This window comes from Nocardiopsis sp. ATB16-24 (genome assembly GCF_030271535.1).
Lineage (GTDB): Bacteria > Actinomycetota > Actinomycetes > Streptosporangiales > Streptosporangiaceae > Nocardiopsis.
This window is the reverse complement of sequence record NZ_JASCXJ010000001.1, coordinates 480,381-493,277: the sequence shown is the minus strand read 5'-3', so window position 1 is coordinate 493,277 and position 12,897 is coordinate 480,381. Positions and strand designations below refer to the sequence as shown.

11 protein-coding genes are annotated in these 12,897 nt (G+C 68.1%); 9 read left to right on the top strand and 2 right to left on the bottom strand.

Translation table 11 applies throughout. The annotated features are described in order from the left end of the window. Positions 1 to 217: 217 nt before the first annotated feature. Entirely contained in the window at positions 218 to 925 is a 708-nt protein-coding gene (locus tag PFX91_RS02020) for a DUF305 domain-containing protein (protein ID WP_285728938.1), read from the bottom strand. 305 nt (positions 926 to 1,230) lie between these two features. Between PFX91_RS02020 and PFX91_RS02015 the strand changes: the two genes are divergently transcribed. Continuing rightward, positions 1,231 to 2,598, top strand: coding sequence for an LVIVD repeat-containing protein (locus tag PFX91_RS02015; RefSeq protein WP_502888231.1), 1,368 nt, complete (start codon positions 1,231 to 1,233; stop codon positions 2,596 to 2,598). A 207-nt stretch (positions 2,599 to 2,805) separates the two neighbouring features. Beyond that, positions 2,806 to 4,218, top strand: coding sequence for an LVIVD repeat-containing protein (locus tag PFX91_RS02010; protein ID WP_285728937.1), 1,413 nt, complete (start codon positions 2,806 to 2,808; stop codon positions 4,216 to 4,218). 66 nt (positions 4,219 to 4,284) lie between these two features. Here PFX91_RS02010 and PFX91_RS02005 read toward each other — a convergent pair whose 3' ends face one another. Continuing rightward, positions 4,285 to 5,553: a folylpolyglutamate synthase/dihydrofolate synthase family protein gene (locus PFX91_RS02005; protein ID WP_285728936.1), complete on the bottom strand. Its 1,269-nt coding sequence runs from the start codon at positions 5,551 to 5,553 to the stop codon at positions 4,285 to 4,287. Between the two features lie 119 nt (positions 5,554 to 5,672). Here PFX91_RS02005 and PFX91_RS02000 point away from each other — a divergent pair, with 119 nt between their 5' ends. From PFX91_RS02000 to mrdA, 7 genes are all read left to right on the top strand, one after another. Continuing rightward, positions 5,673 to 7,025, top strand: a complete 1,353-nt coding sequence (locus tag PFX91_RS02000; RefSeq protein WP_285728935.1) for a bifunctional folylpolyglutamate synthase/dihydrofolate synthase — start codon at positions 5,673 to 5,675, stop codon at positions 7,023 to 7,025. A 33-nt stretch (positions 7,026 to 7,058) separates the two neighbouring features. Continuing rightward, entirely contained in the window at positions 7,059 to 7,463 is a 405-nt protein-coding gene (locus PFX91_RS01995; protein ID WP_285728933.1) for a DUF4233 domain-containing protein, read from the top strand. 141 nt (positions 7,464 to 7,604) lie between these two features. Continuing rightward, the gene (ndk, locus tag PFX91_RS01990) at positions 7,605 to 8,009 is read left to right on the top strand and encodes a nucleoside-diphosphate kinase (protein WP_285728932.1); all 405 of its coding nucleotides are present in this window, start codon (positions 7,605 to 7,607) and stop codon (positions 8,007 to 8,009) included. A gap of 234 nt (positions 8,010 to 8,243) precedes the next feature. Continuing rightward, a complete protein-coding gene (locus PFX91_RS01985; protein ID WP_285728931.1) occupies positions 8,244 to 9,278 on the top strand; it encodes a rod shape-determining protein in 1,035 nt (344 codons plus the stop codon). 1 nt (position 9,279) lies between these two features. After that, a complete protein-coding gene (gene mreC, locus PFX91_RS01980; protein WP_285728930.1) occupies positions 9,280 to 10,179 on the top strand; it encodes a rod shape-determining protein MreC in 900 nt (299 codons plus the stop codon). Beyond that, positions 10,176 to 10,736 carry a rod shape-determining protein MreD gene (gene mreD / locus PFX91_RS01975; RefSeq protein WP_285728929.1) on the top strand — a complete coding sequence of 187 codons (561 nt, stop codon included), beginning with the start codon at positions 10,176 to 10,178 and terminating at the stop codon, positions 10,734 to 10,736. The genes mreC and mreD overlap by 4 nt, the downstream gene beginning before the upstream one ends. A 54-nt stretch (positions 10,737 to 10,790) precedes the next feature. Continuing rightward, positions 10,791 to 12,896, top strand: coding sequence for a penicillin-binding protein 2 (gene mrdA / locus PFX91_RS01970; RefSeq protein WP_285728984.1), 2,106 nt, complete (start codon positions 10,791 to 10,793; stop codon positions 12,894 to 12,896). Position 12,897: the final 1 nt, after the last annotated feature.

Below are 12,897 nucleotides of genomic sequence, written 5' to 3'. Positions count from 1 at the left end.
TGAGGTGCCGTCGCGGGAGGATGTGGGGCGGGTGATCATCAGTGGGGAGACGGTGGTGGACAATGTCAATCCCACGATCGTGCCGCGGGGGCAGGTGCGTGGTGCCCGCCAGGAGAAATCCGCCTGAGGTCCGTACTCGTCCGACACGACACGACGACGATCCCGCCGGGGCGCTCCGCCCGGGACGCCCCGGTACCGTCGAGGCCTTCCTCGCGGGTCAGCCCTCCAGCACCCGTTCCATACGCGCGATCTCCGCGTTCTGCTCGGCGATCACGTCGTTGGCCATCCTCAGCACCGTCTGGTCCCTGCCCTCGGCCAGAACCTCCTCCGCCATGGTGACGGCACCTTCGTGGTGGACCGTCATCAACTCCACGAAGAGCCGGTCGAACTCGTCGCCCTCGGCCTCCGCCAGTCGCTCCATCTCCTCCCGCGAGGCCATGCCGGGCATGTCGTCGTGGTCGATGTCCAGGTCGCACGCGAGCGCGTCACCACTTCGGCCGTGCTGGTGGGCGCCCTCGCCCTCCAGCCCACAGAAGTTCTGGTAGGCCGGATTCTCCCTGGCCGGTCCGAAGACGTTCTCCTCCAGCCAACTCTCCATGGCGGTGATCTCCGGTGCCTGGGCGGAGGCGATGCGATCGGCGATACGTTCGATGTCCTCGCGCTCATGGCGCTCCGGAACCAGGTCGGTCATCTCCAGCGCCTGTGCGTGGTGCCCGATCATCTTCACCAGGTAGATGACGTCGGCCTCGTTGTGGCCCTGTTCCTCGGCCAGGGCGGCGATCTGTTCCTCCGTCGCGGGGGAGGACGACGCGCCGGGCGCACCGGGGGCGATGACATTGGCCGACCCCTGCCCGCGGTCGTCCGCGCAGGCCGAGACCCCGAGCAACAGGAGAGCGGTTCCGGCCGTGAATGCCAGGCGACGCACGAGGTGTCCTCCGATGGGGTGGGCGCGGGCGTACCGCGGTGTCCGTGGTCCGGGTGTCCCTGAAAGTAACGTCCTGCGGGTTTTCTACTCACTTCCCCCTCGCTTTGTCCAGCTCTGTCGCCGGATGGGCGCCGTTTCGTTTCGTTTTTCCTGGTCAAGCACGCTCTTTGGGCTCCTGTGCGGCGTATGTCTTTCCTGGTGTGAGATGTCCCTTCCCGGCGTTTCGCCTGGTGTGCCCGCGCACAAGGGGAGTACAACACCAAGTAGTCACATGGGTGCGTTCCGTGTTATCGGGGGTGGGGGCGATGGTGCCAGGGAACGGAAGGCGGCTTCGCCGGGGTGTGCTCGGGGCCGTGCCCCTGCTGGTCGCGGTCATGTTCACCACCGGAACGCGGGTCGATGACGACGTGAGCACGGGCGGGGGTATCGAGCACGTGGCCCATCTGCCCAAGGCCGAGGCCCTGGACAGCCCCGCCGCCCACAACTCCGACCTGGCCTTCACCGGTGACCACGTCATCGTCGGCAACTACCACGGTTTCGCCGTCTACGACATCTCTCGGCCGGAGGAACCCCGGCACGTCTCCACGGTCCTGTGCCCGGGCAGTCAGGGGGACGTGTCGGTCAGCGGGGACCTGCTGTACTTCTCGGTCGACTACCCGCGGGCGAACGAGGAGTGCGGTGCCTCGGCGGTGTCGGCCACCGATCCCGACGGGTTCGAGGGCATCCGGATCTTCGACATCTCCGACAAGGCGAATCCGCAGTACGTGGCCGCGGTGCGCACGGACTGCGGTTCGCACACCAACACGCTGGTCCCGGGCAAGGACGGCGAGCACGAGTACGTGTACGTGTCCTCGTACTCGCCGTCGGTGGACTTCCCCCACTGTCAGCCTCCCCACGACAAGATCATGGTGGTCGAGGTGCCTTTGGACGATCCCGCCGCGGCTGCGGTCGTCAGCGAGCCGAGACTGTTCGCCGAGGAGGCGCACAAGAACACCTCGGGTTGCCACGACATCACCGCCTATCCCGAACGGGACATCGCGGCCGCGGCCTGTATGGGAGACGGGGTGCTCCTGGACATCTCCGACCCGGTGAACCCGGTCGTCACCGAGCGGGTCCAGGACGAGAACTTCGCGTTCTGGCACTCGGCGACCCTCACCAACGACGCCCGTCACGTGGTCTTCACCGACGAACTCGGAGGCGGCAGCGCGGCCACGTGTGACGAGAAGACCGGACCCGAGCGCGGTGCGAACGCCGTCTATGCCGTCGACCACGGCGGAGCGGGGCCTGAATTGCGGTTCCGGAGCTACTACAAACTGCCTCGACACCAGGCCGAAACCGAGAACTGTGTGGCGCACAACGGTTCGCTCATCCCCGTCCCCGGCCGTGACTTCTTCGTGCAGGCCTGGTATCAGGGCGGCGTCTCGGTCATCGATCTCACCGACCCCGACCACCCCGAGGAGATCGCCTACTTCGACCGAGGACCGTGGGATCCGGAGAGCCTGAGCATGGCGGGCTCATGGTCGGCCTACTACTACAACGGTCACGTGTACTCCTCCGAGATCCAGCGTGGGCTCGACGTGCTCAGACTCACCGATCCGCGTCTGGTCGAAGCGGAGAGAGTGCGCCTGGAGGAGTTCAATCCGCAATCTCAGCCGTCACTTCCTTCACACTGATCACGTGCCAAACACAACCCTTGAATTATCGACGATATCCTCACGCGATGACACTTTCTCCTCTAGGAGATATTGTGCGTGACCAGGGAGGACCAGGGGCGACATAGGGCTCATGGAGAGTTTTCTTTTGTCGCCCTCTATGCGCATAGATGTTGAACTGTGTACCTTTTCCCTGTTTCCCTTCCACAGGATTCGGGAGTACACAGAATGGCGCCCTCTCCCCTCGTCCCTGAAACCCGGACCGTCGGGCGTGGACCGACGGGTCTCGCCCTGGCCGGAGCAGCCGTCCTCATGGTCGGTCTTCTCGGCCCCGCGTCGGCCTCGGCGGACGACACGTTCGTCAGCGACGCGGAAACCAGCCCCAACGTCACCCACGTGGCCAACGTCCCCAAGACCGAGGTCATGAGCGACTACAACTCCGACCTCGCCTTCAGCGGAGACCACGCCATCGGCGGCAACTACAACGGTTTCGTCATCTACGACATCTCCGAGCCGGAGGACCCGAGGATCGTCTCCGAGGTGCTGTGCCCCGGTGGCCAGGGGGACGTGTCGGTCAGTGGGGACCTGCTGTACTTCTCGGTCGACTACCCGCGCGCGGGTACCGAGTGCGGTGCGCCCGCCGTTCCCACGACCGACCCCGACGGGTTCGAGGGCATCCGGATCTTCGACATCTCCGACAAGGCGAATCCGCGGTACGTGGCCGCGGTGCGCACGGACTGCGGTTCGCACACCAACACGCTGGTCCCGGGCAAGGACGGCGAGCACGAGTACGTGTACGTGTCCTCGTACTCGCCGTCGGTGAACTTCCCCCACTGTCAGCCCCCGCACGACAAGATCTCCATCATCGAGGTTCCGCTGGACGACCCCTCCAAGGCGGCGCTCATCGACGCCCCGGTGCTCTTCCCCGAGGGCGGCAACACCAACACCTCGGGTTGCCACGACATCACCGTCTACCCCGAGTACGACATAGCCGCGGGCGCGTGCATGGGCGACGGCGTCCTGATGGACATCTCCGACCCGACCTCCCCGGTCGTCACCGACGTGGTACGCGACACCAACTTCGCGTTCTGGCACTCGGCGACCTTCACCAACGACGGCAGGACCGTGCTGTTCACCGACGAACTCGGAGGCGGTGGCGGCGCCACCTGCACCGAGGCGGTCGGCCCCGAGCGCGGGGCCAACGCCGTCTACGAGATCGACGGACACAAGGACGCCCCCGAACTCCGGTTCCAGGGCTACTACAAACTGCCCCGGCACCAGTCCACCACCGAGAACTGTGTGGCGCACAACGGTTCGCTCATCCCCGTCCCCGGCCGTGACTTCTTCGTGCAGGCCTGGTACCAGGGCGGCGTCTCCGTGATCGACTTCAACGACCCGAGGAGCCCGAAGGAGATCGGCTACTTCGACCGCGGCCCGATCAACGAGAACCGCCTCGTGCTGGGCGGCTCCTGGTCGGCCTACTACTACAACGGTCACGTGTACTCCTCCGACATCACCCGAGGGCTCGACGTGCTCAAGCTGGACGATCCCCGCTTCCGCGTGGCCGAACGTGTGCGGATGGAGGAGTTCAACCCCCAGTCCCAGCCCGAGTACAGACCCGGCCGGGGCGACGGCAGCTAGCCGGGAGGGACGGAGGTCCCGACGGACGGATCCGGGCGGGGACGGTGCTCGGGAGCGCCGTCCCCGTCATCCACCGAAGAGCCGGTCGGTGGGGGCGTCCACGGCCTCCAGGACCCGTCCGGTGAAGTAGACCGTGCCCAGAGCGAGCACACGTCGGCCGACCGCGCGCAGGGCGGCGGGGGACAGATCCTCGGCGTCCATGCGTCCCCAGTGGCCGGGCAGGGCGTGATCGAAGCGCAGATGCGCCTCGGGCAGACGCACGGCGGTCACGGGAAGGTCGCCCAGGGCCCGCACGGCGCCGGAGACGTCCTTGTGGTCGGGCAGGCACACGAGCACGTGGTCCACTCCGCCCCACAGGTCACACGCGTGGGCCAGGGCGGCGGCGACCCCGTCGCGGTCGATGGCCGAGTCCACCAGGACCTCCGTGCCCGGTGCCTCGCCCTCCGTCCTCCCACCGGGCACGGGGTGAAGGGAGAGCCGCCCCGGCAGACGCACGGTCCGCAGCACCGCGTGCAGTCGCCTCCTGTCCGAGGCGGGCAGTCCCATGTAGTCCAGCATCCGAGCGGCGGCGGCCGTCCCGAGCACCCCCGAGGCGGCGGACAGTCCCGGTGGACGCAGCTCGGGCGGCGGCTCCACCCCGGGCGAACGAGGATCGACCATCTCGGCGCGCACACGGCCGCCGGTGCGCTCCTCCAGGGCCACGTCGATCGCGGCGGCCACTTCGGGGGTCTGCGGCAGGCGCACCAGGGCACGGGTCCGTTCCCCCGTCACACGGGCCTTCTCCCCGGCGATCTCCTCCACCGTGGAGCCGAGGACCCCCACGTGCTCGGCGAAGACCCTTCCCATCGCGACGACCTCCGGGCCCACCAGACGCAGTTCGTCACGGTGACCGCCCATCCCGGCCTCCAGCACGCACACGTGCGCGCCCACCTCACGAGCGTGCACCAGGCCCGCGATCAGGAACAGTCCGCTCGGCGCCAGGTATCCCCCCGACGCCTCCACCGGCGGAAGCCTCCGTCGGGCGGCGTCGATACGGGAGCCCAGTGCGTCCAGTTCGGCGTCGGTCACCGACGTTCCGTCCACCCGCACACGTTCCCGATAGGCACGGAAGCTCGGACCGGTGACCAGTACCGTGCGCAGTCCGGCCGCCGAGAGCGCCGCCGCGGCCGTGGTCGCGGTGGCGCCCTTGCCCTTGGAACCCACGACCCCCAGCACCGGCGGACGTTCGGCGTCCAGTCCCAGAAGGCGCATCAGCGCTTCGGCGCGTTCCAGGCTGCGGGTCGTGCCGGGGTCCCGTCGGGTCCACTCGCCGAAGAAGGGGTCAAGACTTGGCATGGCAACAGTATGGTCTTGCGGCGTAGGTCACCGGATCCTTTGCCCGGGGGCCCGCGCTCCGATGAGGCGCGTACACTGGCGCAGGTGTACACCCCGAACGCGCGAGACACCGAGACGACGTGAGTGACACCAGCACCGAGCAGCGCTACGCCGAGGTGACCGCGGAGATACTCTCCCGGACCCCCGAGTCCGACATCGATCCTCGACTGGACCGGATCCGCACCCTGCTGGACCTCCTCGGAGATCCACAGCGCAACTTCCGCGTCATCCATGTCACGGGCACCAACGGCAAGACCTCCGTCGCACGCATGATCGACGCGCTCATGCGTGCGCGTGGCCTGCGTGTGGGCCGCTACACGAGTCCGCACCTGCGCACCGTGCGAGAACGCGTCGTCATCGACGGGGAGGCCATCTCACAAGCGCGGTTCGTCGAGACCTACGACGACATCCGCCCCTACGTCGAGATGGCCGATGCGATGAACGACGCGCCCCTGTCGTTCTTCGAGCTCCTCACGGCCATGGCGTACGCCGTCTTCGCCGACGCGCCGGTGGACGTCGCCGTGGTCGAGGTCGGCATGGGCGGCCGGTGGGACGCGACCAACGTCGTCGACGGAGACGTCGCCGTGGTCACACCCATCGGTATCGACCACACCGAATACCTGCCCGCCACGTTGGAGGGCATCGCCGAGGAGAAGGCCGGCATCATCAAACCCGACTCCGTGGCGGTGCTGGCCCAACAGCCGCTGCCGGCCGCGGAGGCCCTCCATCTCGGAGCCGCCGAGGTCGGGGCCCAGGTGGCCAGGGAGGGTCTCGAGTTCGGTGTCACCTCCCGCGAGATGGCGGTCGGGGGCCAGCAGATCTCGATCAAAGGCCTCACCGGTAGTTACGAGAACCTGTTCCTCCCCCTGTTCGGGGCACATCAGGCCGCGAACGCGGCCGTCGCCGTCGCCGCGGTGGAGGCCTTCGCCTCCTCGGGCGAGGACGTCGTGGGCCTGGATCCCACGATCGTCGGCGAGGCCCTGGCGGAGGTGGACTCTCCGGGGCGCCTGGACGTCGTGCGCACGAGCCCGACCATCATCGTCGACGCCGCGCACAACCCCGCAGGAATGATCGCCACCGCCGCGGCCGTGGAGGAGGCCTTCACCTTCTCCCGGCTGGTCGGAGTGGTCGCGATCATGGCCGACAAGGACATCGAGGGGATTCTCGATCCCCTCGAACCACTACTCGACGAGATCGTCGTCACCCGTAACTCCTCACCGCGTTCCTTGGAGCCGGAGGAACTGTCGGCCGCGGCCCGGCACGTCTTCGGTGAGGACCGCGTGCACGTGGCCGCCCGACTCGACGACGCCATCGACCAGGCCGTGGGCCTGGTCGAGGAGAGCGGCGAGTTCGGCGGAATCGGTGTTCTGGTCACCGGCTCGGTCGTCACCGCGGGTGACGCCGTCCACCTGCTCCGCGGCGCGGGGGAGTGACGGAACGGCGACTCACGACGAAGGGAACCCGCCGTGCGCGTAGTCTGCGCCGTCATCCTGGCCTTCGAGGCCATCGTTATCGGCCTTTTCGTGCCCGTGGCCATCGCGGTGGAGGGGATGGCCCCCGCCATGGCCGGGGGCCTGTGGGGCGGCATGGCCGCCGCCGCCCTCGTCCTGGCGGGCCTACAGAAGTACCGCTGGGCCCACTACGCGGGCTGGGTCTTGCAGGCCGCGTTCCTGTTCACCTCCTTCCTGGTGTCGGGGGCGATGCTGATCGCGGTGGTCTTCGTGTCCCTGTGGGTCACCGGTGTGGTCATGGGTCGTCGCACCGACGCGATGAAGGCCGCGCACGAGGCACGCGCCGCGGCCGAGACGACCCAGGAGGACGGGCCTGCCGGTGACGAGGCGGCCTCCGCGCGGTCCCGGCAAACGCGATAGTGTGACGCAGGTCCACGCGGGCGGCCGGTCCGGGAGCGATTCCCCACCTTGGTCCCCGTGTCCGGGACCCATCACCCGAATCTTCCGCGTGCGGACGCCCATCTGCGCCACGCGGAACCCCAGTGAGGAGTTGACACGCACGTGGAGCGCACTCTCGTACTCATCAAGCCGGACGGCGTCCGCCGCAACATCGTCGGCGAGGTCATCTCGCGTATCGAGCGCAAGGGCCTGAGCCTGGTCGCGATGGAGCTGCGCACGCTCGACACCGAGACCGCCAAGGCGCACTACGAGGAGCACGCCGAGAAGCCCTTCTTCAACTCGCTCGTCGAGTTCATCACCAGTGGCCCCCTGGTGGCCATGGTCGTCGAGGGCGAACGCTCGATCGAGGCCTTCCGTGCCCTGGCCGGCGCCACCGACCCGGTGATCGCCACCCCCGGCACCATCCGTGGGGACTTCGCGTTGGAGGTGCAGCAGAACATCGTGCACGGTTCGGACTCCACCTACTCCGCCGAGCGCGAGATCAAGCTCTTCTTCCCCGACCTGTAGGTCCCGAAGACGACGAGAAAAGGCCGCGAGCCCCCTGACATGGGACTCGCGGCTTCGTCGTTCGTGACGACTTCGCACGGTTCGTCTGCTGCGAGGCAACAATTCGGTGTGTTTGCGTAACTGTCTAAGTGCTGACCGTTACGATGCGGAGGACTGGATACCTAACGTACTGGAACGACTACGTATGGTCGTTCCGTGCAACCACGCCCGACACGGCGCCTCTGGGGACGTTACATGCCGAACAACCTTGCTTTTCTCGGCCGGGACATGGCCGTTGACCTTGGCACCGCCAACACTCTCGTGTACGTGCGCGGCCGCGGCATCGTTCTGAACGAGCCGTCGGTGGTCGCGCTCAACACCTCGACGGGCAGGATCGTCGCCGTCGGTATCGAGGCCAAACAGATGATCGGCCGCACACCGAACAACATCACGGCCATCCGCCCCCTGAAGGACGGCGTCATCGCCGACTTCGAGATCACAGAGCGCATGCTGCGCTACTTCATCCAAAAGGTCCACCGTCGGCGTCACTTCGCCAAGCCCCGGCTCATCGTCGCGGTCCCCAGCGGGATCACCTCCGTGGAGCACCGCGCGGTCAAGGAGGCGGGCTTCCAGGCGGGCGCCCGTAGGGTCCACATCATCGAGGAGCCCATGGCCGCCGCCATCGGAGCGGGGCTCCCCGTCCACGAACCGACCGGGAACATGGTCGTGGACATCGGGGGCGGTACCACCGAGGTCGCCGTCATCTCCATGGGAGGCATCGTCACCTCGCAGTCCATCCGCGTGGGCGGTGACGAGCTGGATCAGGCGATCACGACCTTCGTCAAGAAGGAGTACTCCCTGATGATCGGGGAGCGCACGGCGGAGGAACTCAAGACCGCCGTCGCCTCCGCCTACCCGACAGGCGCCGAGGAGGTCCGCGCCGAGGTGCGCGGACGCGACCTCGTCAGCGGCCTTCCCAAGACCATCGTCCTGTCCGAGGCCGATGTGCGCCAGGCCATAGACGAACCCGTCACCGCCATCATCGACGCGGTGCGCATCAGCCTCGACAAGTGCCCGCCGGAACTGTCGGGGGACATCATGGACCGCGGTATCGCCGTCACCGGGGGCGGCGCCATGCTGCGAGGACTGGACGAGCGGCTCCTGCACGAGACCGGGATGCCCATCCACATCGCCGACAACGCGCTCGACTGCGTCGCCGTCGGCTCGGGCACCTGCGTCGAGAACTACGAACGCCTCCACCAGGTCCTCGTTCCAGAACGGCGGCGATGACATGTTCCGTGACTCACCCAGATCTCGACTGTTCCTCGCCGTGCTGGTCACGCTGGCCGTGGCCCTGCTCGTCCTGGACTCCCGTCCCGGAAGCGACCCGGTCACCTCCGCCGCCCGTGTCGGCGGTGAGTTCGTGTTCGTTCCCGTGGCGGCGGGGGTGGGATGGGCGGCCTCGCCGGTGACGGCCCTCCGTGAGGGGATGCGCTCCGAATCCGCCGAGCGCGTCGCGGAGTTGGAGAAGGCCAACGCCGATCTGAAGGCGCAACTCCAGGCCGCGCGCATCGATGAGGAGCGGGCCGAACAGCTCGACGAACTCCTGGGCCTGGCCGGCCTGGGCGGTTACGAGATCGTCACCGCCCAGGCCGTCACCCGTGTCACGGCGAGGGGCTACGCCGACACGGTCACCATCGACGTCGGCACCGACGCGGGCGTACGGCCCGACATGACCGTGGTCAACGGCTCCGGGCTGGTGGGACGTGTGACCGAAGCCGGTCGACGCACGGCCACCGTCACGCTCGCCACCGACGTCGACTCGGCGGTCGGCGCCCGACTGGAGGGCAGCCGCAAGATCGGTGTGGTCAACGGTGGCAGTGTCCCGGGCGGGCCCGAGGCCGCGCTGACCCTGAGGCTGTTCGACCTGGAGACGCCGGTGGAGGCGGGCACCAGGGTCGTCACCCTCGGTTCGCACGAGGGCGCGCCCTTCGTCCCCGGCGTTCCCATCGGAACCGTCGACCAGGTGCAGGTGGCGCCCGGCGAGCTCAGCCGGGTCGCCCGCGTCACACCGGCCGTGGACTTCGCCTCCCTGGACGTGGTGGGCGTGGTGGTCCAGGGCCCCGAGCGGGATCCACGTGACTCCGTGCTCCCGCCTCGACCCGAGGAAGAGGAAGGGGATCGGTCATGAGGGCCACGGCCACGTTGTTCCTGGTCGCCGTCGCGATCATCGTCCAGACCACGGTCGTCAACCGTCTTCCGTTGGAATGGGGAGCCGGCCCCGACCTGGTGATCGCGATGGTCGTCGCGGTCGCCCTGACGACCACCCCCGCGGCCGCGGCCGGATGCGGTTTCGCGGCCGGACTGGCGGTGGACGTTCTGCCGCCCGCCGAGCACGCCTTGGGCCGCTACGCCCTGGTGCTGTGCCTGGCCGCCTACACCCTGGCCCTGCTGCACAGGAACACCGGAGCGGTCGGCGCGTTGGGCGGAAGACCCTCGGTGTGGGCGGTGGCGGGCACCACGGCCGTCACCGCCGCGGGCGTGGGCGTGGGTTACGCGGCGATCGGCCTGCTCATGGGGGATCCCCGGGTGTCGCTGATCTCCGCCGTGGTCAACATCCTCGTGGGAGCCGTACTGACGGGCCTGATCTCTCCCCTGGCCACATTCCCGCTGCTGCGCATGCGAGAGGCGCTCTCCGGCGGTGAGCACACCACGATCCAGGGCCTTGTCTCTCCGGGGAGGTGGTGAGCCGTGCTCAAGGCACCCGTCGAAGAATTCGAGCCTCCCGGGCGCAGGCTGGGCATGATCGGACTCGTCCTCGCCCAGATCCTGGTCCTGGCGCTCTTCGCCCTCTTGGCCGTACGACTGTGGTACCTACAGATCCCGATGTCGGAGCACTACCGTGACCTGGCGGTGGCCAACCACCACCAGCAGCTCCTCATCCCGGCCACGCGTGGGCAGATCCTCGACTCCAGTGGACGCTCCCTGGTGAGCAACCGGGCGGAGCTGGTGGTCTCGGCCGACTACCACGAGCTCCTGGGCATGGAGGACGGCGGGGAGAAGGTCCTCGGTGATCTGTCGAAGGTGCTCGACGTGCCCTTGGAGGAACTCCGGCAGCGCATGCGCCTGTGCGGTCCGGAGGTGAGCCGTCCCTGTTGGCCTGGTTCTCCGTACCAACCGGTCACGCTCGCCGAGGACGTGGAGCCGGCCGTCGCCCTGAAGATCATGGAGAGCGCCGAGGACTTCCCCGGTATCAGCGCCCAGGTCCAGGCCGTGCGCGAGTACCCCCAGGGCGAGCACGGCTCACAGATGCTCGGCTACCTCCAGCCCGTCACCCAGGAGGAACTCGACGCCCGCGAGGACCTGCGGACCCAGTTCACCGGTATCGACCAGGTGGGCCGTGACGGGGTGGAGGCGGTCTACGACGCGCAGCTGCGCGGCACGGCGGGCAAGCGTGTTCTCGGCGTGAACAACCACGGCGAGGTCATGGACGTGATCTCCGAGACGCCTCCCGAACCCGGAAAGCACCTGGTCACCCACATCGACCTGGGTGTGCAGAAGATCGCCGAGGAGGCGTTGGCCGAGGGCATGGCCAACGCACGGCCGCGCTACAAGGCCGACTCCGGCGCGGCCGTCGTCCTGGACGTGCGCACCGGCGGAGTGGTGGCCATGGCGAGTCTGCCCACCTACGACCCGGCGATCTGGCGTGGCGGTATCGACCAGGAGACCTTCGACAGGATGCTCAGCGAGGACGCCGGTGAGCCACTGCTCTCACGTGCGGTCCAGGGCACCTACCCGCCGGGCTCGACGTTCAAGGTCTCCTCTCTGGCCGCCGCGGCGGAGAACGGGTACTCCTTGCGCAGTACCTACGCCTGTCCCGGTTCCGTGTCCCTGGCGGGGCAGAGCTACGAGAACTACGAGGGCCAGGGGCAGGGGTCGCTCGACCTGCACAGGGCCATCGTGATCTCCTGCAACACCGTCTTCTACAACTTCGGTTACCAGATGTGGAAGGAGGACGGCGGGCTGCACCCGGAGGAGGAACCCAAGGAGGCCATGGCGAACATGGCCCGCGGTTTCGGGTTCGGTTCCCCGACCGGGATCGACCTACCCTACGAGACCGGCGGGCGCATCCCCGACAGGGACTGGAAGCGCACCTTCTGGCAGGAGACACGGGAGAACAACTGCTACCGGGGCGAGCACGGCTATCCGGAGGTCGCCGAAAGCGATCCCTCACGTGCCAACTACCTCAAACTCCTGGCGTACGAACAGTGCGTGGAAGGTTTCGAATGGAGGGCCAACGAGGCCATCAACTTCGCCATCGGTCAAGGCGACGTCCTGGTCAGCCCGCTACAGCTCGCCAACGCCTACGCGGCCATCGCCAACGGCGGCACACTGTACGAGCCCCGCATCGGCAAGGCGCTGGTCTCCGCCGACGGCTCCGAGGTGGAGGAGATCGAACCGGTCGTACGCGGCCGCCTGCCGGTCGGTGACGAGACCCTCCGGTACATCCAGAAGGCGCTCACCGACGTGCCCAAGGAGGGGACGGCCCGGGGCGCCTTCGCGAACTTCCCACAGGACGAGGTGTCCATCGCGGGCAAGACCGGAAGCGCCGACGTGGAGGGACGCCAGGTCTCCTCCTGGTTCGCCTCCTACGCGCCTGCGGACGATCCGCAGTTCGCCATCGTCGTCCTGGTCTCCCAGGGCGGCACCGGCGGCATGACCTCGGCTCCCATCGCCCGCGCCATCTACGACGGCATCTACGGTTTCGACTCCTCCGACGACGCGGGGGAGGGGGAGGAGGACGAGAAGGGAGCCTCGTCCTCCCGACCGCTCCTGCCCGGCGGCAAGCCCGCCGAGGAGCTGCCCTCCATCCGTCCCGACGGTTCCATCGACGTGCTGGATCGGTAGC

Bases quoted from the DNA above. Each gene is read 5' to 3' on its own strand.
- mreD (WP_285728929.1), top strand. From the start codon at position 10,176: ATGAGGGCCACGGCCACGTTGTTCCTGGTCGCCGTCGCGATCATCGTC.
- mreC (WP_285728930.1), top strand. From the start codon at position 9,280: ATGTTCCGTGACTCACCCAGATCTCGACTGTTCCTCGCCGTGCTGGTC.
- PFX91_RS02015 (WP_502888231.1), top strand. From the start codon at position 1,231: ATGGTGCCAGGGAACGGAAGGCGGCTTCGCCGGGGTGTGCTCGGGGCC.
- PFX91_RS02010 (WP_285728937.1), top strand. From the start codon at position 2,806: ATGGCGCCCTCTCCCCTCGTCCCTGAAACCCGGACCGTCGGGCGTGGA.
- PFX91_RS02005 (WP_285728936.1), bottom strand. From the start codon at position 5,553: ATGCCAAGTCTTGACCCCTTCTTCGGCGAGTGGACCCGACGGGACCCC.
- PFX91_RS01985 (WP_285728931.1), top strand. From the start codon at position 8,244: ATGCCGAACAACCTTGCTTTTCTCGGCCGGGACATGGCCGTTGACCTT.
- mrdA (WP_285728984.1), top strand. From the start codon at position 10,791: ATGATCGGACTCGTCCTCGCCCAGATCCTGGTCCTGGCGCTCTTCGCC.